General features: G+C 37.5%; 19 protein-coding genes and 1 pseudogene. 13 read left to right on the forward strand and 7 right to left on the reverse strand.

From position 1 onward, the window contains the following. Window positions 1–242 precede the first annotated feature (242 nt). Both thiH and DMC01_RS05270 read left to right on the forward strand, forming a co-directional pair. On the forward strand, window positions 243–1,400 hold the full coding sequence (gene thiH / locus DMC01_RS05265; protein ID WP_142693230.1) for a 2-iminoacetate synthase ThiH: 1,158 nt from the start codon (window positions 243–245) through the stop codon (window positions 1,398–1,400). Window positions 1,401–1,857: 457 nt separating this feature from the next. Continuing rightward, a complete protein-coding gene (locus tag DMC01_RS05270; RefSeq protein WP_142693231.1) occupies window positions 1,858–2,112 on the forward strand; it encodes a hypothetical protein in 255 nt (84 codons plus the stop codon). Window positions 2,113–2,758: 646 nt separating this feature from the next. Here DMC01_RS05270 and DMC01_RS05275 read toward each other — a convergent pair. Together DMC01_RS05275 and DMC01_RS05280 are read right to left on the reverse strand one after the other, a co-directional pair. Then, complete coding sequence (locus DMC01_RS05275) at window positions 2,759–3,013, reverse strand: hypothetical protein (RefSeq protein WP_142693232.1); 255 nt, start codon at window positions 3,011–3,013, stop codon at window positions 2,759–2,761. 11 nt (window positions 3,014–3,024) lie between these two features. Next, entirely contained in the window at window positions 3,025–5,445 is a 2,421-nt protein-coding gene (locus DMC01_RS05280) for a DNA methyltransferase (RefSeq protein WP_142693233.1), read from the reverse strand. A 441-nt stretch (window positions 5,446–5,886) separates the two neighbouring features. Here DMC01_RS05280 and DMC01_RS05285 point away from each other — a divergent pair, with 441 nt between their 5' ends. Continuing rightward, window positions 5,887–6,117: a hypothetical protein gene (locus DMC01_RS05285; protein WP_142693234.1), complete on the forward strand. Its 231-nt coding sequence runs from the start codon at window positions 5,887–5,889 to the stop codon at window positions 6,115–6,117. A gap of 226 nt (window positions 6,118–6,343) precedes the next feature. Here the strand turns inward: DMC01_RS05285 and DMC01_RS05290 are convergent, their stop codons facing one another. Next, window positions 6,344–7,105, reverse strand: coding sequence for a thiazole synthase (locus DMC01_RS05290; protein ID WP_142693235.1), 762 nt, complete (start codon window positions 7,103–7,105; stop codon window positions 6,344–6,346). A gap of 420 nt (window positions 7,106–7,525) precedes the next feature. Here DMC01_RS05290 and DMC01_RS16510 point away from each other — a divergent pair. Beyond that, window positions 7,526–8,275 (forward strand): annotated as a pseudogene (locus tag DMC01_RS16510) (IS1595 family transposase). Between the two features lie 104 nt (window positions 8,276–8,379). On the opposite strand, the gene leuB reads toward DMC01_RS16510, so the two are convergent. Both leuB and leuD read right to left on the reverse strand, forming a co-directional pair. After that, window positions 8,380–9,450 (reverse strand): 3-isopropylmalate dehydrogenase, encoded by a 1,071-nt coding sequence (gene leuB, locus DMC01_RS05300; RefSeq protein ID WP_142693236.1) that lies wholly within the window; start codon window positions 9,448–9,450, stop codon window positions 8,380–8,382. Beyond that, a complete protein-coding gene (gene leuD / locus DMC01_RS05305) occupies window positions 9,447–9,941 on the reverse strand; it encodes a 3-isopropylmalate dehydratase small subunit (protein ID WP_142693237.1) in 495 nt (164 codons plus the stop codon). Before leuD ends, leuB begins: the two co-directional genes overlap by 4 nt. On the opposite strand from leuD, the gene DMC01_RS13305 reads away from it, so the two are divergent. Further along, the gene (locus DMC01_RS13305; protein WP_185908730.1) at window positions 9,931–10,083 is read left to right on the forward strand and encodes a hypothetical protein; all 153 of its coding nucleotides are present in this window, start codon (window positions 9,931–9,933) and stop codon (window positions 10,081–10,083) included. The genes leuD and DMC01_RS13305 overlap by 11 nt on opposite strands. Window positions 10,084–10,378: 295 nt before the next feature. Here DMC01_RS13305 and DMC01_RS05310 read toward each other — a convergent pair whose 3' ends face one another. Then, the gene (locus DMC01_RS05310; RefSeq protein ID WP_142693238.1) at window positions 10,379–11,599 is read right to left on the reverse strand and encodes an argininosuccinate synthase; all 1,221 of its coding nucleotides are present in this window, start codon (window positions 11,597–11,599) and stop codon (window positions 10,379–10,381) included. A 131-nt stretch (window positions 11,600–11,730) separates the two neighbouring features. Here DMC01_RS05310 and DMC01_RS05315 point away from each other — a divergent pair, with 131 nt between their 5' ends. The 8 genes from DMC01_RS05315 to DMC01_RS05350 all read left to right on the forward strand — a co-directional run bounded on the left by DMC01_RS05315 (window position 11,731) and on the right by DMC01_RS05350 (window position 20,389). Next, window positions 11,731–11,976 carry an RNA-binding S4 domain-containing protein gene (locus DMC01_RS05315; RefSeq protein ID WP_142693239.1) on the forward strand — a complete coding sequence of 82 codons (246 nt, stop codon included), beginning with the start codon at window positions 11,731–11,733 and terminating at the stop codon, window positions 11,974–11,976. After that, on the forward strand, window positions 11,973–12,380 hold the full coding sequence (gene tsaE / locus DMC01_RS05320) for a tRNA (adenosine(37)-N6)-threonylcarbamoyltransferase complex ATPase subunit type 1 TsaE (protein ID WP_142693240.1): 408 nt from the start codon (window positions 11,973–11,975) through the stop codon (window positions 12,378–12,380). Before DMC01_RS05315 ends, tsaE begins: the two co-directional genes overlap by 4 nt. After that, window positions 12,373–13,101 carry an LPS export ABC transporter ATP-binding protein gene (gene lptB / locus DMC01_RS05325; protein ID WP_142693241.1) on the forward strand — a complete coding sequence of 243 codons (729 nt, stop codon included), beginning with the start codon at window positions 12,373–12,375 and terminating at the stop codon, window positions 13,099–13,101. The genes tsaE and lptB overlap by 8 nt, the downstream gene beginning before the upstream one ends. Beyond that, window positions 13,101–14,351, forward strand: coding sequence for an RNA polymerase factor sigma-54 (locus tag DMC01_RS05330; protein ID WP_142693242.1), 1,251 nt, complete (start codon window positions 13,101–13,103; stop codon window positions 14,349–14,351). The genes lptB and DMC01_RS05330 overlap by 1 nt, the downstream gene beginning before the upstream one ends. Then, window positions 14,338–15,123, forward strand: coding sequence for a M48 family metallopeptidase (locus tag DMC01_RS14945; RefSeq protein WP_142693243.1), 786 nt, complete (start codon window positions 14,338–14,340; stop codon window positions 15,121–15,123). Before DMC01_RS05330 ends, DMC01_RS14945 begins: the two co-directional genes overlap by 14 nt. Before the next feature lie 494 nt (window positions 15,124–15,617). After that, window positions 15,618–17,459, forward strand: a complete 1,842-nt coding sequence (locus DMC01_RS05340) for a hypothetical protein (RefSeq protein WP_142693244.1) — start codon at window positions 15,618–15,620, stop codon at window positions 17,457–17,459. Next, window positions 17,440–19,827 carry a carbamoyltransferase HypF gene (locus DMC01_RS05345; RefSeq protein WP_142693245.1) on the forward strand — a complete coding sequence of 796 codons (2,388 nt, stop codon included), beginning with the start codon at window positions 17,440–17,442 and terminating at the stop codon, window positions 19,825–19,827. The genes DMC01_RS05340 and DMC01_RS05345 overlap by 20 nt, the downstream gene beginning before the upstream one ends. Window positions 19,828–20,137: 310 nt before the next feature. Further along, the gene (locus DMC01_RS05350) at window positions 20,138–20,389 is read left to right on the forward strand and encodes a hypothetical protein (protein ID WP_142693246.1); all 252 of its coding nucleotides are present in this window, start codon (window positions 20,138–20,140) and stop codon (window positions 20,387–20,389) included. 577 nt (window positions 20,390–20,966) lie between these two features. Here the strand turns inward: DMC01_RS05350 and DMC01_RS13315 are convergent. Then, window positions 20,967–21,107, reverse strand: a complete 141-nt coding sequence (locus tag DMC01_RS13315; protein WP_185908732.1) for a hypothetical protein — start codon at window positions 21,105–21,107, stop codon at window positions 20,967–20,969. Between the last annotated feature and the right edge of the window lie 144 nt (window positions 21,108–21,251).

A 21,251-nucleotide genomic window follows, 5' to 3' on the forward strand; every position in this document is an offset into this window, starting at 1 on the left:
ATCTCAAACTTTTTCTATCTTAATTGAAGTATATCCTTAAAATTTAAAGCCGCTACACCCAAAATACAAGAAGATCTTAAAATCAAGTTTTTAAAATAAGCAAAAAGATCTTTTAAGGACATTTTAGCAAATTCTAGGAAACAGTGCCTTTAAAAACAAAAACCCTTAAAATTTTTGTTAAAATTCAAAAACTTGTGATCTTAAATTAAATTTTGTGAATTTTTTTTTTGTAAAGGGCTAGAATGAAAACAACTGTGTTTGAGTATCAAGAAGCTATGAAAGACATTAAAAGCGATCTTTTAGAAAGGGTTTTAAGTCAGCATAAGTCCTATGAGAGCAAGGATTATGATGAAAAAGCTGTTAAAACTGTCTTACAAAAGGCTAAAACAAGCAGGCTTAATGTAGAGGATTTAAAGGCTTTGTTAAGCGAGGCGGCTGAGCCCTTTTTGGAGGAGCTAGCCTTGCTTGCCCTTGCAAAGACAAGAGAGCATTTTGGAAATGCCATAACTGTTTTTACCCCCTTGTATCTTAGTAATTTTTGCGAGAGTAAATGCACCTACTGTGGTTTTCAAAAGGGCAATGCCATCTTGCGTGCAAGATTAAGTGAGGATGAGATTGTAGCTGAGATGAAAGAAATTTCGGCTACTGGTTTGCAAGAGCTTTTGCTTTTAACAGGAGAGGGCAAAGAGCATGCTAGTGTGGAGTATATAGCAAGGGCTTGTGAGCTTGCAAAGGACTATTTTAAGGTGGTTGGCGTTGAGGTTTATGTGATGAATGTTGATGAATACGCACTCTTGCATAATGCAGGCTGTGATTTTGTAACCATATATCAAGAAACCTACAATGTAGAAAAATACTCAAAAATTCACATCTTTGGGGAAAAAAGGGTCTTTCCCTACCGCTTCAACGGACAAGAAAGAGCCTTGCAAGCTGGTATGCGTGGGGTGGGTTTGGCTGCCTTGCTTGGCATAGATGATTTTAGAAAAGATGCCCTTGCTACCGCACTTCACGCTGCTTTTTTACAGCAAAAATACCCTCACGCAGAAATTTCTTTGTCAGCTCCAAGGCTTCGTCCAATTTTAGGCAACCGCAAAATAAGCCCAAAGGATGTTACCGAGGCTAGATTATTACAAGTTCTTTGTGCTTACAGGCTTTTTTTGCCCTTTGCAAATATCACCATATCCACGCGTGAGAGGGCACAGTTTAGGGACAATGTCATAAAATTAATGGCTACTAAGATCTCAGCCGGAGTTTCTGTTGGCATAGGAGAAAGATCAGGACAAAAAAAGGGCGATGATCAGTTTGAAATCTCTGATACTCGTTCTGTTGATGAGGTGCTAAATGCCATCAAAGCAGCTAATTTACAAGCTGTGATGGGGGATCATCTTTATGTGGGCTAGGCTTTGTAGTTAGCTGAATTTAACAAGCTTTTAGCTGGACAGACTTTTAAAAGAGCTTGATTTTTAACAAGTTTTTAGTTAGTAAAGAGTTTGGTTTCCAAAAATAAGGCTTTTTAAAGCTTAATTTAAATTCACTCAAAAACTCAGCCAAAGCTTGAATTTATTATTTAAACCGTGTGAATTTAAAAAGCTTAAATTCACATAACAATCAAGCTAGGTTTTAAGCTAATTTATTCTTTATGCTTTAAAATATTCTTGTATCAAATTAAAGTGTATTGAGACCTATTAAATCAATTAGCTTAAATTTAAATTCACAGCTTTTTGAGCTTCAAGCTGAATTTTTTAAACTCATTTATGATTTAGCTTGATCTTAAATTCGCGCAAAAATTAAAGTTAAAGGCTTTGTTGTTAAAGTGTATTAAACTTTTTTATATCAAGCCTTGCGAAGTAGTTTAAATTGCACTTTGTTATATCTCATAGAAACGAAATATCTCAAAATGCCGACATTTGTCATACAAAGCATTGCGAGTTATCTAAAAAATTAAAAAAGAGATGTTTTTGCTATGGCTACACCTTGCAACCCGTTGGGTCGCCTTTTTATAAAAAGGCTCAAAATGACAAAATGAGTAAAAATTCACACGAAACCTTAAATTATTTGCTTAAAATTCACGCAAATTTCAAGCAAAACCGTGAATTTTTTGGCATTTGTTAAGAAAATTCAAGCAACTTCACAATTTCACATAAATTCAAAAAATTTCACGCAAAATTCAAAAAAGTGTTGAATTTTTGTCATATAAAGCGTTGCGAAATATCCACAAGGCTTTGTCATTCTGAGCCTACGAAGTAGGCGAAGAATCCATAAATTCAAGGCATTTTACCATAAAATTCGTGAATTCTTCGCTTTTGCAAGCAAAAGCTCAGAATGACGAAATGGGTAAAAATTTACGCAAATTCAAGTAAAATTCACGCAAAGCCTAAAAATTCACAAAAATCAAACAAAATTCAAACAACTTCAAAAACCCTTTGAATTCTTTGCCTAAATTTTACGCAAAATTCAAAAAAGTGTTGAATTTTTGTCATATAAAGCGTTGCGAAATATCCACAAGGCTTTGTCATTCTGAGCCTACGAAGTAGGCGAAGAATCCATAAATTCAAGGCATTTTACTATAAAATTCGTGGATTCTTCGCTTTTGCAAGCAAAAGCTCAGAATGACGAAATGGGTAAAAATTCACACAAAGGCGTGAATTTTTGTGGTTTTTGCATTTTTGCGAAAAAATGTAAAAAAATTCACGCAGTTTTAAAAAAGGCGTGAATTTTTTGTATAAAATTCAAGCAAATTCATAAATTCCGCAATTTCTCACTCAAAGAATTCAGCCTTTAATCTCCATTCGCCTGTTTTGTTGTTTGGCGTGGCGATTTTCTTTAAAACCTTGACTATGTCGGTGTTGCCCTCGATTTTTAGGGGATATTTTAGCACATATTCCACAGCCTTGAAATGTATGTTATTCAAAGATGGCTTTGTGCCGTCCTTTTCAAAACTTTTCATTATTGCATAAATCAAAGTCTCGTAGCCATTTAATTCCAAAGGCTTGATTATGTCATTTTTTGCCATCGCTTTTCCTTTCAAATTCCATCAAACAAGCTTGGTTCTTTGGGCTTTAAACGCCACTCGCCTGTTTCTTTGTTTGGCACAGCAATTTCTTTCAAAATATCGCTAATTAGCTTTTTTTCGGGCGTTATGCCGTTTTTTAGCAAGGGGATTACTTCAAGGGTAATGTCATCAAGTGTAACTCGCCTATTTTGCCTTTCACACCCACGCAAAAAGGACAGCACAAAATATCTTGTCCGTGTTTTTATATCTATCAAATGGCTTTTGAATTTCTCACCCTTTTTTATGTGGTATTTTCCGCTTGTTTTGTCTAAATCGAAATTTTCATTGATAAGTGGCGTTAAATCATTATACATTTTGCCTAATTCGTGGTAAAAACCAAGTTCCAAGCCACGAATTTGCAAATCCGCATAAATCTCTTCCAAAGTCGCCCCATTATCTCTAGCTATCAATGCTTCTATATTATTTAGCACCAAAGCCAAAGTGTCGCCGACTTTTTCCTTTATGAGTGCTTTTGGGTTGCGAACCTTGCGAAAATATAAAATCAACTGCCCAGCTAAAATGCGTTGTTTGTGCTGTCGTTTGATAAAGCTTGTTTGTCCGTTGTCTTGCCTAATGCTTACGACATACTCAAAGCCCGCATTTTCAGCCGCATCTACTAAAATTTGCCATAGCTGTGGGTCTTGGTGCTGAAAGACAAAGGCTAGCCAGCGGTTGAATTTCAAAACACGATACATTTCATTTAAGGATTTTTTCATTAAAATAATGTATTCATCTCGTGATTTTTCTAAACTTCCCTTTTCAATACACTCTTTTTCCCTTAAATCATCATCCACACTAAAATCAAGCCAAGCATTCCACAAGGTGCTTAAATCCAAATACGCTATTTTATTGCTATAAGGCGGGTCGGTGTAGATAAAATCCACGCTTTCATTTTCGATTTCCTTTAAATTCGTAGCGTCTGCTTGAAAGATTTTTTCCCCATTTATCTTGTCTAAAATGGAGTCTGTTTTGCTTAAATCCTGCCTTTGAGAAAGCATAGCACCACTAAAATCCTTTATAGTTCGTTCTAGCGGTGCAAAATAAGCGTTGTAAAAATGCGGTGAATTTTCTTGTATGCGTTTGCTTTTTATGACATATTCTACCTTATTTTTAAATGTCTTTGCAGTGTCTAATATGGTCGGTTCTTTTGCCACTCTATATCTAAAATGCCTAAACGCCGCAGAATCTCCGCCGCCCGTTTTTGATTTGTGAAAGGTAAGGTTTAAGGACTTAACCGCATTGTGAAAAGCCAAAAGCAAAGAATATCTTAAATTCCTTTTAAATAGCCTTGCTTCCTTTGTCCCACTTGGTGTGGTGTGTTTGAAAATGAGCTTGCGAAGTAGGGCGAGTTCGGCTAATTGCAAGGGCGAAAAAAGCCCCAAAACACTTGGCACATCGCTACCCTTTGGCAAAAGCTCATCTTTGGGTATCCATAGAATTTCATCTTGTTTTTTAGCGGTTGCACTCTCGCCAAATTCCTCATCGATGGCGTTTTTATAATACTTTGCGTTTTTTAAAAGTGCCTTTGCCTCTTTTTCATTTTTGGGACGCAAGGCGTTAAATTCAGCTAAAATCTGCTCGCTTAAATCCCACAAATCCCCTAAATTCACCTTTGCCGTGAGTGCTTTTACCATAAAAATCGAAAGCGGATTTAAATCCGTGTGAATGCCAAGCCTGCCGTTCATCATAGCCTCAATAGCCGTAACCCCGCTACCTCCGAAGCTATCAAGCACCACATCGCCTTCATTTGTAAATGCTTTGATATTTTGAGCGACTATGTCCCAGCTTTGCTTGGTAAAATAAGGCATAGTGCCAAAATATCTGTTTGCAATTTGCTTTCTAGGCTTTAAAATCGCCTTTGGAATTTCGCGTGAAAGATACCATTCATCGCTTTGCTTTGGCGTTGTGGGCTGAATTTTAGGCTTTTTTGAAGTAAAAAATTCTTGCAAATGCTTGAATTTAGCGTTTAAATCCTTTTCAATGTCTATTTGAAGCACTATTTCTCCACTGCCAAACCTATAAATGATGAATTCCTTGCCGTTGCAAAGGGCGAAAAATTCGCACTCAAAGCCTAGTGCGTAGCTTTGGGCTTGCTTGTAATGCTTGCTGTCCTTGTGGATTTTCTCGCTTGGAGCTTTGGCATCAAGTATGCAAAACTCTTTTTGTTCGCGATAAAGCACATAATCAGGTATCAAATTCACGGGGTTTTGGGGGTGTGTGCCAAATTGAATGTCCGTTTTTCTGCCCTCAGCGAGCGTCATTTCAAAAGCTTGGGGCTTTTTGGGGTTTTTTAAAACAAAGCCCAAAGCCTTTAAAATAGGGTCGATTATCGACTGACACACGGAAATTTCGTTAAGCGTTTCAAGCAAGGAAAAATCAAAATTGTTAAGCATTGTTTAGCCTTTTTGTAAAAAGACATTATAATAAATTCAAGCAAATTTAAAGCTAAATTCAAAGAATTTGCACTTTTAAAAGCTTTTTAAATGGCTTTTAAAAAATTAAAAGCTTTGAATTTAGACTTTAAGTTAAACTGTGAATTTTAGCTTTACAAAAGGCATTTTAAAGGCTTTATAAAGGAATTTAAATTTGATTCTTTATCATAATAAGTGCATACAATTATTTCTCACCAAGCTTTGCAAAATAGCTTAAATAAATTTTTGTTGCACTAAGCATTGCGAGTTATCTTAAAACCTTTGTCGGACAAAGCGTTGCGAAGTATCCACAAGGCTTTGTCATTCTGAGCTTAGACAAGAGAATACTTTCAAAACATAAAAGATATTTCGGCTAAGCCTCAATATGACAAATTTAGAGATGTTTTTGCTTCGGCTTTCGCCTTGCAACTCATTGGGTCGCCTTTTTATAAAAAAGCTCAAAATGACAAAATGGGTAAAAATTCACGAAAATTCGTAACTTCTTTGCTTAAAATTCACACAAATTCAAGTAAGGCTGTGAATTTTTTGGCATTTTTTAAAAAAATTCACACAAATTTTAAACACCCCAACGCAAATTCAAACAAAATTCACACAAACATTTCACAAAACCGTCTTTTGTCTCATAAGCTTTGAAAAATAGCTTAAATAAATCTTTGTAACACTAATCATTGCGAGTTGTCTCAAAAACTTTGTCATACAAAGCGTGTGCTAGTATCTCAAAATGCCGACATTTATAATATTAATCATTGCAAGTTGTCTTAAAAATTAAAAAGAGATTTTTTGATTTGAATCTGTCTTGTAAGACACTTGATAGCCTTGTTTGCAAAGGATTCAAAGTGGCAAACTTTTTAAAATAGCCTTAATCCCTTAAAAAGCCAGTTAATGGCGAGGAAGCATTGGCAAATTCAGCCTGAGGGGCAAGTTTGGCTAAAAATGCTGTTCGTCCTGCCTCAACGGCTAGTTTAAAAGCCCTTGCCATAGTCGTTATGTCGCCAGCGTTTGCAATGGCTGTGTTTATCATCACGGCAGCTACTCCCATTTGCATAGCCTCACAAGCTTGTGCTGGTGTGCCAAGTCCTGCATCTACAATGATGGGTAAGTTGATCTCATCAAGCAAAATTTGTATAAACTCCCTTGTTTGTAAGCCCTTGTTACTACCTATGGGTGCGCCAAGGGGCATAATCGCAGCTGCTCCTGCATCACGCATAGCCCTAGCTGCGTAAAGATCAGGATACATATAGGGTAGGGGGGTAAAGCCTTCTTTGGCAAGTAGCTCGACAGCCTTTATCGTCTCAAAGTTGTCTGGCAGTAGGTATTTGCTGTCTCTTATGACTTCGATCTTGATTAAATCGCTCTTGCAAAGCTCTCTTGCAAGACGGGCTATACGCAAGGCTTCCTCTGCGTTTCTCGCTCCGCTTGTATTTGGCAAAAGGGTGATATTTTTAGGGATAAAATCAAGTATATTCTCTAAGCCTCCTAAATTTACGCGGCGCAAAGCAAGGGTGATAATCTCAGCCCCTGCTTGTTCTATGGCTGCTTTGATTAAATCAAGACTAAATTTGCCAGAACCCAAGATAAAGCGCGAGTGAAATTCGTATTTTCCAAGTTTAAGTAAGTGCATAATATACCTTTAAATTTAGGGCTTATTATAGCCTTTTAAAGCTAAGATCACAAGAAGAGCGGATAAGGTGTGGCTTTAAATGAACTTTGTAAGCTATGGGAAGGGCTGTGTTTGTTTTCATTGGCATTAAAAGTTTATTGAATTTGCCTAAAAGATTAAAAGGCATTTTTGATTTTAAATTCTAACATGTGTTTTTGAATTTTTAAGTTCTTAGTTTTGTGTCTTTAAAAAATTCAAAATCGCAGTTTGTATAAGGTGAGTGTTTGACGAAAACAAGCAGTTTTTGCAAATACAATTTTACTCTTTTCATAAAAGTATTGTTTTTACGCTCTTTTTTGGCAAAGAGGCTCAAAAATTCACGCAAAAGCGTGAATTTTTTGGCTCAAGATACTTTAATTTGATACAATATCATTTTAAAGTATGGATAGCAAAATGAAAAACAAGTATATGATTCGCTCCCGAATTGTCTCAAAAGAAATTTAAGGAATTTTGAAGTATGTTTTTGTTTCGTGCTACGCACTCGCAACTTTTCAAGAAGCCTTGATTTAGAGGCGAAAAAACGCTCAAATTTGCAACATTTCTCGTCCTTGTGTGAATAGAATTTTACGAGAAATTCGCATTTTAATAGCCAAAGAGTGTGAAAAAATCTCAGCGGTGAAATCGAAGAGGGTGAGAGCTACTTTGGTGCAAAGCGTGTTCGTGGAAAGCGTGGGTGTGGGGCTGGTAAAAAGACACCTATGCTTTTACTTCGTTAAGCCTCTTGTAACTTTGTGATAAGGGATGCTAAAGTGAAATGGCTGTGTTTATACGCTCAAACCCTTGCTCTGCCAAAGAGCTACTAGCTATCATAATGGACTTTGCAGAGCTTAACGAGTGCGAGATTTACAGCGACAGCTGGAAGGCTTATGATGGCTTGGTGGATTTGTGTGCAAAGGCTCATTATAGGGTAAAGCACGCCAAATTCGAGTTTGCAAACGGACGAAATCATATTAACGGAATAGAGAACTTTTGGGGCTTTGCTAAGTTTAGACTTGCTAAATTTCGTGGAATAAAAAAAGAAAATTTTGTCCTTCATTTAAAGGAAACAGAATTAAGACAAAAAATTTAGGACAAAATTCTCATCAAAATTTATTAAAGTTGATAAGAAAAAATCCTATTAAAGTATCTTGAGCCAATTTTTTATATTTTTAAGCTGTGAAACTTCCTTGCTAAAATGTTTAGTGTCTTTTAGAATGACAAAGATTTCATCTTAAATCAACACAAAAGCACAACTTTCACAAAGCCTCGCAAATTAGCTCACTCATCCTTACGCAGCCTACCTGCTCGCAACCCTCGCTCATAAGATCTGCGGTGCGCTGTCCTTTGTCTAACACTGAATTTATAGCAGATCTAACGGCATTTGCCTCATTTATCAGCCCTAAACTTAACTCCAAAAGCATAGCAAGGCTTAAAATAGCACCTATGGGATTTGCTAGATCCTTACCCGCTATATCAGGTGCTGAGCCGTGAATTGGCTCGTAAAGTCCAAATTTATCCCCTCTTAATGAAGCAGAGGGTAGTACGCCCAAGGAGCCCGTTAAAACACTTGCCTCATCGCTTAAAATATCACCGAACATATTTTCAGTAAGTATGACATCAAATTGCGAGGGGTTTTTGCAAAGCTGCATAGCCGCATTATCAACAAGCATAAACTCATAACGCACGGCAGGATACGCTTTTGCCACACTTTGCACCACCTCACGCCAAAGGCGACTTGATTCTAAAACATTTGCCTTATCCACGCATACAAGATGCTTTTTTCTAGCATTTGCAAGCTTAAAGGCTAGGCGAGAAATTTGAGTGATCTGTGAGGTGCTATAAACCAAGAGATCTTGTGCATTTGTCTCTCCATTTTGCTCGAAACGCTCGTGTTTTCCAAAATAAATCCCTCCAATTAGCTCTCTTACCATCACAAAGTCAATGCCCTTGCTTAAAATCTCAGCCTTTAAGGGACTTGAATTTGCAAGCTGAGGAAAAAGCGTTGCGGGGCGTAAATTCGCAAAAAGTCCAAGTTCTTTTCTTAAACGCAAAAGCCCTGCTTCTGGGCGTTTGTGAGGAGGCTCTTTGTCCCATTTTGCTCCGCCTATGGCTCCAAAAAGCACAGCATCGCTATTTTTGCAAACGCTCAAGGTCTCATCTGGCAAAGGCTCGCCCACAGCATCAAGGGCTGCACCTCCCATTAAAACTTCCTTACACTCAAATTCGTGGGAGAATTTTTGCTCTATTTTTCGTAGCACTCGCAAAGTCGCATCGATGATTTCAAGCCCTATGCCATCGCCTTTGATAACGGCTAGCCTCGCTTTCATTTAGCTTCCTTTTTGGCTATATAGTTGATGTAGCCTCCATCATTGATAATCTCTTGTATAAAAGGCGGAAAGGGCTGGGTTTTAAAGCTTTTTTTCGTGCTTAAATTTGTAATCTCGCCCTTATCAAAGTCGATCTCTACCTCATCTCCTGCATTGATATTTTCAGCTATTTCCTCGCTTTCAATGATGGCAAGTCCTATATTAATGGCATTGCGATAAAAAATGCGAGCAAAACTCTTGGCTATAATGCACTCAATCCCACTTGCCTTAATGGCTATGGGAGCGTGTTCTCTACTAGATCCGCAGCCAAAATTCCACCCACCGACCATTATGTCGCCTTGTTTTACCTTTTGAGTAAAGTCCTTGTCAATGTCTTCCATACAATGACTGGCTAATTCTTTGTTATCTGTGGTGTTTAAATACCTTGCAGGTATGATGACATCGGTGTCGACATTGTCTGGGTATTTGTGTGTAAAGCCTTTGATTCGCATTTTTGTTTCCTTTTCGTTTTTTGTGTTTTTGCTTATGAATTTTAGCGTTTCTTTGTGCCAAATTCACAAGGCTGGCTCGTCTTTGGGCGAAAAATCGCTTTTAACAAACTTCGGCAGACACTTCGTTTTTAGTCTAGCCTAGTTTGCCAAAAGCGATTTTTCGCTCGAAATACTGCACCTTAATTTTTTTAACTGAAAATTCAAGCATTTATCTGAATTTTCATTTTCGCTTTGGCTAGCTTGTGAATTTTTGCTCAACCTCTTTGAATTTGTGCTTGAATTTACAAAAACTAAAAAAGCTTAGATAAACAAAATTTATAAAAAGCCTCGTTTAAATTCAAAGACCGTAATACTCAAGCCACAATTTGACAGCAACTTGAATTTCAAAAATTCAGTAAAAAGCCCACAAGCTAAAAATTTAACATAAATTAAAAGCCTTAAAATTTTCTTCCATTCTTGCCAGCTATGATAAATCTCAAAGCATTTAGCCTAATAAAGCCTTCGGCATCCTTTTGATTATACACCTCATCCTCCTCAAAGGTGCTAAAGGCAGCATCAAAGAGGCTATCATTTGCACTTTCTCGTCCTATGACAGCCACATTTCCCTTATAAAGATCAAGCCTGACAAGCCCATTTACTCGTCCTTGACTCTCATCGATTAGAGCTTGAAGCATTAATCTTTCAGGGCTAAACCAAAAGCCATTGTAGATAAGATGGGCATATTTTGGCATTAGCTCGTCTTTTAAATGCGCTGCTTCTCTATCAAGGGTGATGCTTTCAATTGCACGGTGAGCTTTTAATAAGATAGTGCCTCCTGGGGTTTCATAACAACCTCGACTCTTCATACCAACAAAGCGGTTTTCAACTATGTCAAGCCTACCTATGCCGTGTTTTGAGCCAAGTTCATTTAAGTAGGCTAAAAGCCCTGCAGGGCTTAGTTTTTTGCCATTTATAGCTACTAGATCCCCTTTTTTAAACTCTAATTCTACAGTTTCACTCTCATTGGGGGCTTCTTGTGGGCTTTTACTCCATCTCCACATATCCGTTTCAGGCTTTGTGGCAGGGTTTTCAAGCACAAGCCCCTCATAAGAAATGTGTAATAAATTTGCATCCATGGAGTATGGAGACTTACCCTTCTTTTTTGAGATGTCTATGCCGTGTTGTTTGGCGTAGGATAGTAATTTTTCTCTGCTGTTTAGATCCCACTGTCTCCAAGGTGCTATGATTTTTAAATTTGGATTAAAGGCTAAATATCCAAGCTCAAAGCGAACCTGATCATTGCCCTTGCCTGTGGCTCCGTGGCTAACTGCGTCTGCTTTTGTTTCATTTGCAATTAAAGCTTGAGTTTTGGCTATCAAAGGACGTGCTATGCTTGTGCCAAGTAGATACTCGCCCTCATAAATAGCATTTGCCCTAAACATAGGAAAGACATAGTCTCTTACAAATTCGTCTTTTAAGTCCTTTATGTAGATATTTGCGGGCTTTATGCCAAGGGATAGTGCCTTTTTTCTTGCAGGTTCAAGCTCCTCTCCTTGCCCTATGTCTGCTGTGAAGGTGATCACCTCGCATTTATACTCATCTTGCAGCCATTTTAAAATGATGCTAGTATCAAGCCCACCAGAATATGCCAAAACTACCTTTTTTACCTTGCTCATAATCTAACCTTTCTTTGAAAGTCTTAATTATAGCAAAGAAGTTTTAATTTTGCGTAGAAATTTAATAAGCATTTTTTGTTCCTTTTTTTGAATTTTTAGCTTAAACTGTTAAAAATTTTGTTAGAATTTAAGTTATGAGAGTTGATAAGTTTTTAAATTCAGTGTGCATCACAAAAAGAAGGGCTATCTCAGAGGATATGTGCAAAAGTGGGGTTGTTTTCATAAATGACAAGCTTGCAAAGGCTAGCAAGGAAGTAAAAGTGGGCGATATAATTAGCATTAAATTCACCTCTCACACCGACAGCTACAAGGTCTTAGCCTTACCTACTACAAAAAATATCCCCAAAAGTAGCCAAACTGAGTTCGTGTTAAAGCTATGAAAGAATTTATTTTGGCTGAGTTTGAGCTTGAAAAATTATGCGAGTGTTTGCCAAAAAATGGGGTAATTTTATTGAAAGGCGATTTAGCAAGTGGGAAAACAACTCTTGTGAGGGCTTTTGTTTCATTTCTTGGCAGCAAGGATGCGGTGAGCTCACCTACCTTTTCGCTTATGCATAGCTATGACTGTGCTGAGGGGGTGCTTTATCATTATGATATTTACAATGTAGGCTTTGAGGGGCTTTTGCAAAGGGGACTGTGTGAGAATTTAAACGAAGAGGGGCTTCATTTGATCGAGTGGGGAGATGAGAATTTAGAGCTTTATCTTAAAAAACTGTCTTTAAAATATGCAAGAATTGAGATTATGCCCTGGCAAGATAAAAGGAAATACAAGCTTTATGAGTAAGTTAGAGGTTGTGAATTTAGAAAAGTTCATTAAAAAAACAAAGATCATACACGGTATTTCCTTAGAGGTGCAAAGTGGCGAGGTAGTGGGGCTTTTAGGACCCAATGGGGCTGGAAAAACCACCACCTTTTATATGATTTGCGGGCTAATATCTCCAAGTAGTGGCAAGGTGCTGCTTGATGGCAAAGATATCACCACAAAGCCTCTTAATGAAAGGGCAAAGGAGGGCATAGGATATTTGCCTCAAGAAAGCAGTGTTTTTAAGGATCTAAGCGTAGAAGATAATCTACTTTTAGCCGCTCAAATCATCTTCAAAGACAAGGCAGTGCTTGCAGAAAAGGTAGAAAAGATGCTTGAGCTTTTAAGCATAGAGCCTATAAGGCTTCGTAAGGGACTTTCTTTAAGCGGAGGCGAGAGAAGGCGCTGTGAAATAGCTCGCTCTTTAATGATAGAGCCTAAATTCTTGCTTTTAGATGAACCCTTTGCAGGAGTTGATCCCATAGCCGTGGCTGAAATTCAAAATCTCATAAAGGAGCTAAAAGAACTGGGAATAGGCATATTAATCACAGATCATAATGTTAGAGAAACCCTTGCAATTTGCGACAGAGCCTATGTGATTAGAGCTGGAAGCTTGCTTGCAAGTGGAAACTCAAATGAAATTTCAAGCAACAAGGATGTGCGTAAGTATTATCTTGGTGCTGAGTTTAGGTTGTTTGATTAATGTTAAAGCAAAAGAGCTCTCAAACAGTTAAAAATAAACTGTCTCAAACCCTTCGTTCTTGGCTTCCCATCTTGCAAGTTGGCATAGAGGAGCTTAAAGAAAGCTTAGATGATCTAAGTAAGGACAATCCCTTTGTCAGCATAAAAGAAGCACCGGCCAAGCTTGATAGAAGCAAAAAAAGCTATTTTGATCAGCTTACAAAAAACTCGGTTTCTGATAGCATAGAATCTTTAAGCATAGGCAAAAAAAGCGTTTATGAGCTCTTAGAAGAGCAAATTTTACCCCCACTTTTTCCAACCCAAAAATCTCAAGATCTAGCTAGAAAGATCATTAGCTGTCTTAATGAAGAGGGCTATTTTGAATTTGATGAGGAGCTCATTTCACCTTATAGCTACGAGGAGGCTGAGAGGATTAGGCAAAGATTTAAGTTTTTAGATCCGCCTGGAGTTGGTGCGAAGGATTTTAAGGAGGCTTATTTGTTTTGCCTTGAAAATTACGAGCTAGATGATGAGCTTTATGAGTTTTGTGTTATGGTGATTAAAGACTTTGAAAATATCAAGCTTTACAGCAAGGATGGGCTTTATAAGGAAGCTTTAAGGCTTATTAAAAAAATTCAAATTCCACCCTTCATAGAGTATTTTGAAGAAAGCACGGTTATAGTTCCTGATCTTTTTATTTACAAAGAAGATGAGGAGATTAAGATAAGGATAAATGATGATTACTACCCTGAGATCTCGCTTGAAACAGACGGTATGACGCACGAGTTTTTAAACTCTTACATCAAAGAGGCAAAAAATCTTGTAGATGCTTTGGAAATGCGCCGGGCTACTCTTTACAAGGTGGGGCTTATGATTATAGAACATCAATATGATTTTTTTGTGGGAAAGGAGATTAAGCCTATGAAGCTAAAAGATTTAGCTGAGGATCTAGAAAGAAATTCAAGCACGGTGTCAAGGGCGATTGCAAACAAATACCTCAGCTGCGAAAGAGGGCTAATACCTCTTAAATACTTCTTTACAACAGCACTTGATGAGGACGCACAGACCTCAAATGTAACAATTAAGGACTTCATACAGGATCTAATTAAAAAAGAAAATCACCAAAAGCCTTTGAGTGATGAGAAAATTTTAGAGCTGGTTCAAAAAGAATTCAAGGATGTAGGCATAGGAAGACGCACCATAGCCAAATACCGCAAACAGCTTAACATAGCTAGTTCTAGCGAGAGAAAGAGGCTTTATGAGCTGGGGTAGGGCAGATGGGGTTTTAAGCTACAAGGGCTTTGACTTTGCTTGTGCATTTAAGAGGGTTAAGTATTTGCGTTTAAAGCTTGGGGTTAGGGGGGATTTTAGATTAACCGTGCCTCTTAATTACAGCAAAAAAACCGTGCTTGAGTTTTTAGACAAAAACGAGGCTTGGATAGAGGAAAAATTTGCAAAAATGCAAAAAAGCCTAAAAAATAGCGAAAACGAGCTTGAATTCCTTGGCAAAAGATATGAGCTAAGATTTGATGAGGATGCCAAAAAAGTGAGTTTTTTAAAAGAGCCAAACTCAAAAACTAAGTTCTCAAAAAATGAGCAAGAAAATGAGCAAGAAAAATTAACACAAAAAGAAACCTTGAATTTTAGCACAAACATCATAGAAGAAAATTCAGAAGCAAAAAAAGGCATCATCATAGCAAAAAACAAGGATCAGCTTGAAGCATTTTTAAGGATGAATGCAAGAAAGATTTATTCTTTTTACATCAAAAAATGGCAAGGTTGCTTTGAAACACCAGTAAGGCATTTAAGCATTAAAAAAATGACTACAAGATGGGGTTCTTGTAACTCAAAAAAAGGCTATATAAATTTAAACCTAAGCCTCATAGCAAGACCCTTAAATGCCATTGAATATGTGGTGCTTCATGAGCTTGTTCACTTGAAATTTGCCCATCATCAAAAAAGCTTTTATGATGAGCTTGAAAGCTTAATGCCTGATTACAAGAAAAGAGAAGAGCTTTTAAAAACCATGCCATTTCAGTTTTAAAGGCTTAGTTTGACTTTGTTTGAATTTAAGCTTGTTTAAAATTCAAGCTTATTAAATTCACAGAAATCTTTTTAAATTCAAGTTTTTAAATTCACACAAGCTTGTTTTTTTGAAAATGGTGGTTTAAATTTATGTTCCTTTGTCAAACAAGATTATTTTGAATTTGTTTGAATTTAAGTTTTTAAAATTCACGTAAGCTTTTTAAATTCAAGCTTAATTTAAACTCACAAAAGCTTATTTTTAAAATAACTGTTTTAAATTTGAAATCATTTTTTGATTTAAAGCTTGAATTTTTCAAGCACCTTGCTGTTTTTAAATTCAAAGCTCTTTGAATTTTTAGCCACTTAACTTCAAACTTAGTTTAAATTTAAACTCCCAAAAATGCTATAAAAACTTAAAATTTTTGCAAAATGTGCCTAAATTATCTTTCTTAATTTTACTTTTTATGGCAAAAATGCTATATTTACGAGATAAATTTAGCTTGGAGGGCTGAGATGGTCTTGAAATTTGACTTTATTTATACCAGCGATAATGATTTTTTCGAGTATTTGTTGAAATTTTATGCTAGGAAGTTAATCTTTGCTACCCAAAAGGATCAAAACCGTTTAAGCTTGGTGGTAAAAGGGGGTGAAGAGGAGATAAAGGCATTTTGTGATAGCCTTGAAGCCTTGCCAAATTCAAGCTTTGTTCGTCATTTTAATGTAGAAGTGCTTGAAAATGAGGAGTTAAGACAAGAAGAGGCTCAAAAAAGCTTTGACAAAAAGGATTTTCTAACACATTTAAATGTAAAAGCATACCAAGAAAAAGGGGTTTTAATAGAAAACGAGTGGGGAGAGTTTGTTTGTGAGAGCCTTTCTTTTGATAATGGGCTTAGTTTTAGCCCTATAAATATGGATAATTTCAATGCCTTGCTTAATCAAAGCCTTGATTTACTTAATAATGGGCGAAGCTTTTTAATCAAAAATGAGCTAGGAATTTGCGAAGTAGGGCTTTTAAGTATGCAAAAAGATTTTTTAAACTTGCAAGAAAATTCAAGTCAAGAGGCAAGGATACAAGCAAATTCAGCCCCACAAAGTGGCACACAAGAAAATTCATCTCCGCAAAACGACACACAGCAAAATTCATCCTCACAAAGTGATATGCAAACAAATTCAAGCCAAGCATTAGCAAGGCAAACAAAGGAGCTTAAAACAATACAGCTTGAAGCAAATTTAGCCTCAAAGGAAATGACACAAGAAAATTCAGCCCCACAAAGCGACACTACAAAAAACAACACAAAAGAAAATTCAAGGCAAAACAGCATTTTGCCCCCAAATTCACAAGAAAAATTCTTAATGGCTACCGAGATAAAGGCTTTAAAAACAGCCTTTGTTTGCTCTAATGATAATCTTAAATTATTAGCAAGTCTTGAAAAGCCCCTTATAAAACTTCGCTTTTCGGCTATTTTTCGTCAAAACAGAGGCTTAAAAATCAACGAATTCAAGGTCAAACTCCCTCACAATCTCTTCTTTTTTGCCCTTGGAGCAAGGCTTTTTGAAAGGGGAGAGAATTTTTTAGCCTTTACAAAGCGTGAAAATTCAGGGGATGAGTTTGAGCTTTATGAGTGTGAGAAAAGGCTGGTAGTGCTTCGTGGGCTATCTTTTATCAACAAAAGGGCAAGAGAGCTTATTTTAAGCAAGGATGATAAAAATATGGCTAGAATTTCTTATATTTTAAGCCGTTTTGAAAAATCCGCCTTGCTTTTGGAGCTATCTCAAAGCTATGATGATATTTTGCTAATAGACAAGGAAAGAAATATGCTAAATTTAAGCCTACCACGCAGTGCAGGGCAAATTTATGCTGATATTTGTGCTGATGAGGTGGGAAAGAGGCTTTTTGATAATTTTAAGCTGAATTTTCAGCTTTTAAGCGGTGAATTTGAGCTTAAAAACAATTTTTTCTCACTTTTAGGACTTGTGGGGCTTACTTTGGGACTTGGCAAAACCGTGCAAACAGCGGCACTTAGGGTCTTAGAGCTAAGCGATGCGACCAAGATTCCAAGGGGGGTGAAGATAGATTATCGCTACAAGGAAAACAGCAAGGAATTTGACTACACAAGGACACTTCGCTCAGCTATGAGCTTTATGCTAGCAGGCGTTGAGGCTGAAAATATCGCTTATGGGGCTGTTGAGAGCCTATCCTTTTTTTTAAGGGATTTTTATGACGAATTAAGGGAAAAAAAGCTCGTTGAAATCGCCATCATTAGCGGCTCGCTTTTTGAGAGCAAGGCACTTACAAAAAACACGCTCAAACACCTAAAAGACTGCAAGGTAAGCGATGTGCCGCTTTGGATTTAAGATTGAAATTTCAGGGCTTGTGCAAGGGGTTGGCTTTCGCCCCTTTGTCTTTAAGCTAGCCACTCAAAAAAGCCTCTTAGGCGAGGTGTATAATGACACAAAGGGCGTTGTCATCGTGCTAAGATGCACTCAAAATGAATGCGATGCCTTTGTGAGCGAGCTTAAAGCGAATTTGCCAAGTCTAGCTAGGATAGATAGTTTAAACATTTCACAAATTAAGTGCGAGGCTTACGAGGACTTTAAGATAAGTTTCTCTCGCGTAAATTTAAAAACAAGCCCTATGTTAAGCGATTTTTCTTTTTGTGCTGAGTGTGAAAAGGAATTTTATGAGCCTACAAATCCTCGCTTTCACTACCCCTTCATCACTTGCACTCACTGCGGGGTGAGATTTTCCATCATCAAAGCACTTCCTTATGATAGAAAAAACACCACTATGAGTGAATTTAAGATGTGCGAATTTTGCAAAAGCGAGTATGAAGACCCCTTAAACCGCCGCTTTCACGCCCAGCCCATATCTTGTCCTAGCTGTGCGATTAAGGTCAGTTTAATGGTAGTTGATTTTTCAAAATTAGATAATTTTGAAAATTTGCAAGGGCTAAATAAGGGCGAAGGTAAAATAAATTCAAGCCTTAATGGTTTTGAAAATTTACAAGAACTTGAAATTAAAGCTAGCAAGATTAAAGAAAATTCAAGCCTTGCTAATGTTGAAAACTCGACAAATTTAACTTCAAGCCTTGCAAAAAATAGCCTTAAATTCAAAGAACTAGCCACAAATGAAGAGGCGTTCAAGCAAGCAGCTATGCTATTAAAAGAGGGCAAAATCCTTGCTATCAAGGGGGTTGGGGGCTTTCATTTGTGCTGCGATGCCTTAAATCAAGAGGCTATTTCAGAGTTAAGACTTCGCAAGCACCGCCCCGCCAAGCCCTTGGCTGTGCTTTGTAAGGATTTAAATCAAGCAAAAACCCTAGCACACATAAATGAAAAAGAAACTGTGCTTTTAAGCTCAAACATCAAGCCCATAGTGCTTTTAAAGGCAAAAAACGAGCTAGGACAAATAGCCTTTGACACCGACAAAATAGGCATTATGCTAGCCTACACCCCCTTTCAGCTCTTGCTTTTTGAGTATTTTAAAAACCCTATCATAGCCACAAGTGCGAATTTAAGCGGAGAAAGCATTATTTACAAAGAAGAGGATTTGTTTTCAAAGCTAGACGGGGTCTTTGACGCAGTTTTAAGCTATGACAGAGAGATACAAAATCCAAGCGATGATAGCATAGCCCAAATCATAGACGGTGAAACAATGTTTTTGCGAACCTCAAGGGGCATTAGCCCTGTTTATACTGGGCTTGATGAGCATTTTAAAAAAGCAAATGCCCTTGCCTTAGGAGCTGAGTTAAAAAATCAATTTGTAATTGCAAAGGATAAAAAGCTCATTATCTCGCCTTACATAGGCGATTTAAAAAGCCTTGATACCACAAACCGTTTTAATGATTTGCTTGAATTTTTTAAAAAAAGCTATGACTGTGAATTTAAAGAGATCATAGCCGATAAGCATCCTCAGTTTGCCTACACAAAGGCTTTTAAGCCTAGTACAAAGGTGCAGCATCACTACGCTCACCTTTGTGCCACGCTTTTTGAGCATAAAATTTACAGCGAAACACTTGGCTTTGTCTTTGATGGCACGGGTTATGGGGATGATGGGCATATTTGGGGTGGGGAGATTTTAAGGGCAAATTTATCAAGCTATAAAAGAGTGGGGCATTTTAGCGAGTTTAAACTCATAAATGCTGACATAAAAAATATAAAAAATCTTGCTTTAAGTTTAATTTGGCAGTTAAATTTAGAAGACGAGGCAAGGGATTTTTTATATAAAATTGAGTCTGTGAGGCTTAAAAACCTTGCTAAAATTCACGCACACAGCAAACTTTATACAAGCTCATTAGGACGCATAATCGATGCCTTTGGAGCTGTGATTTTTGGCAAAGAAAGGCTTGATTATGAGGCTCAAATAGGGCTTTTGATGGAAAAGCATTTCGATGAAAAGCTAGCTTATAGCTATGAATTTGAGCTTAAAGGCAGTGAAATTTGCGTGAAAAATGCCTTTAAACAAGCCTTTAAAGATGACGCTCGCCACGTTTGCACGGGCTTTTTAAATGCCTTGGCTAGCTGCATCATAAGCTACACTCAAAAGGACGAGCTTCAAAATGGCAAAAAGGAAGTGGCACTTTGCGGAGGGGTTTTTCAAAACAAAACCTTGCTTAAAATCCTAAACAAAAGAGGCTTTAAATATAAAGTATCTTTAAATTTCCCCCCAAATGACAGCTCAATCGCACTAGGACAAATGGTGCATTTTTTATACAAGGGTTGAAAACTTTTCAAACGGACACAGCGTTATTATGAGCCGTGAAAACGCCGAAGTAATCCACAAATCTAAGCAAAAGCTAAAAATCTTTTGTAATATTAAGCATTGTAAAACATCTATAAAATCACGCTTTATTATGAAATTCAGCTATCTGCATTATGCAATATGCGTTTCGCACCAAAAGCTTCCTTGAGAAAGTGGAATTTGCCCTATTTTAAGCCCCCTTTAGTGCGGAGGGCTTACTTCGCAAGGCTTGTAATCCGCCCTGTGCGGAGAGGGGGGGGGGGTTTGCTTCGGCTATGCTGCAACCTATCCTATGCGTAGTGGCTTTTGCTTCGTGCTACGCGTCTTGCAACCTGCCATATGCCAAGAGAGGTTTTTTGCTTCGGCTATGCCTTGTCATCCGCCTTGTGCGGAAAGTAAATCCTCAAAAGCCTATGCCGTGCGGTGTGGGTTTTACTTCGCTACTCTTGCAACCCACACTGTGAGGGTGTGCCGTCATTGCGAGACTTGTGACAGCAAGTCGTGGCAATCCATAAATTCCATAAATTTCAAAGCAAAACCCTAAATTTTGTCATATGAAGCGTTGTGAAATATCTCAAAATTCAAAAAAGAGATTTTTTACAACGCTTGGCTCTTAACCCGCTGGATCGCTTTCTTGCGAAAGCTCAAAATGACAAAAAATCCGTCATTGCGAGCGAAGTGCGGTAGCACAAAGCGTGATGGCTGGGGCGTAGCGGTTTTTGCGTAGCAAAAATGTGTTAGCAGACGCGTAGCACGAAGTAAAATCCACTAAAATTTAGGCTTTGCCTGAATTTGTCATACTGAGCGTGTGCTAAGTATCTACTATACACAAAGTGCGTTTTTACCCTTGTGAATTCGTCTAAAATTCAAACAAAATGCTTAAATTGCAAACTAATTTGAAATATTGTTTTTGCCAAAATTTTGTTTTGCAAAGACTTTGTAGAGTTTCAAGGGCTGAATTTTGTGGCAAAATATTCAAATTCAAGGCGACAGCCTTGAAAGTGCCAACAAGAAATGTTTAGTGCAAAAAACAAAGTGTTTTTGCTTACAGTTACAAGACGAGTAAACAGAAAGTAAAATCTAAAATTCACACAGCGAAAGCAAAAATTCAAAGCAAAAGTTCAAAATTTCGTCATTGCAAGCACGGTAACACAAAGCGTGATGGCTGGGGCGTAGCGGTTTTTACGTAGCAAAAATGTGTTAGCATACGCGTAGCACGAAGTAAAATCCACAAAGGCAAAGACATAGCCACTTGCCCTCATACTAAGCGTTGTGAAATATCTCAAAATTCAAAAAAGAGATTTTTTACAACGCTTGGCTCTTAACCCGCTGGATCGCTTTCTTGCGAAAGCTCAAAATGACAAAAAATCCGTCATTGCGAGCGAAGTGCGGTAGCACAAAGCGTG

Origin of the sequence: Campylobacter troglodytis, assembly GCF_006864425.1 — a bacterium.
GTDB lineage: Bacteria > Campylobacterota > Campylobacteria > Campylobacterales > Campylobacteraceae > Campylobacter_D > Campylobacter_D troglodytis.

Excerpts from the sequence above, each read along its gene's own strand:
- thiH (WP_142693230.1), top strand. The coding sequence starts at position 243 with ATGAAAACAACTGTGTTTGAGTATCAAGAAGCTATGAAAGACATTAAA.
- DMC01_RS05275 (WP_142693232.1), bottom strand. The coding sequence starts at position 3,013 with ATGGCAAAAAATGACATAATCAAGCCTTTGGAATTAAATGGCTACGAG.
- DMC01_RS05280 (WP_142693233.1), bottom strand. The coding sequence starts at position 5,445 with ATGCTTAACAATTTTGATTTTTCCTTGCTTGAAACGCTTAACGAAATT.
- DMC01_RS05290 (WP_142693235.1), bottom strand. The coding sequence starts at position 7,105 with ATGCACTTACTTAAACTTGGAAAATACGAATTTCACTCGCGCTTTATC.
- leuB (WP_142693236.1), bottom strand. The coding sequence starts at position 9,450 with ATGAAAGCGAGGCTAGCCGTTATCAAAGGCGATGGCATAGGGCTTGAA.
- leuD (WP_142693237.1), bottom strand. The coding sequence starts at position 9,941 with ATGCGAATCAAAGGCTTTACACACAAATACCCAGACAATGTCGACACC.
- DMC01_RS05315 (WP_142693239.1), top strand. The coding sequence starts at position 11,731 with ATGAGAGTTGATAAGTTTTTAAATTCAGTGTGCATCACAAAAAGAAGG.
- tsaE (WP_142693240.1), top strand. The coding sequence starts at position 11,973 with ATGAAAGAATTTATTTTGGCTGAGTTTGAGCTTGAAAAATTATGCGAG.
- lptB (WP_142693241.1), top strand. The coding sequence starts at position 12,373 with ATGAGTAAGTTAGAGGTTGTGAATTTAGAAAAGTTCATTAAAAAAACA.
- DMC01_RS05330 (WP_142693242.1), top strand. The coding sequence starts at position 13,101 with ATGTTAAAGCAAAAGAGCTCTCAAACAGTTAAAAATAAACTGTCTCAA.
- DMC01_RS14945 (WP_142693243.1), top strand. The coding sequence starts at position 14,338 with ATGAGCTGGGGTAGGGCAGATGGGGTTTTAAGCTACAAGGGCTTTGAC.
- DMC01_RS05340 (WP_142693244.1), top strand. The coding sequence starts at position 15,618 with ATGGTCTTGAAATTTGACTTTATTTATACCAGCGATAATGATTTTTTC.
- DMC01_RS05345 (WP_142693245.1), top strand. The coding sequence starts at position 17,440 with ATGTGCCGCTTTGGATTTAAGATTGAAATTTCAGGGCTTGTGCAAGGG.
- DMC01_RS05350 (WP_142693246.1), top strand. The coding sequence starts at position 20,138 with ATGCGTAGTGGCTTTTGCTTCGTGCTACGCGTCTTGCAACCTGCCATA.
- DMC01_RS13315 (WP_185908732.1), bottom strand. The coding sequence starts at position 21,107 with ATGAGGGCAAGTGGCTATGTCTTTGCCTTTGTGGATTTTACTTCGTGC.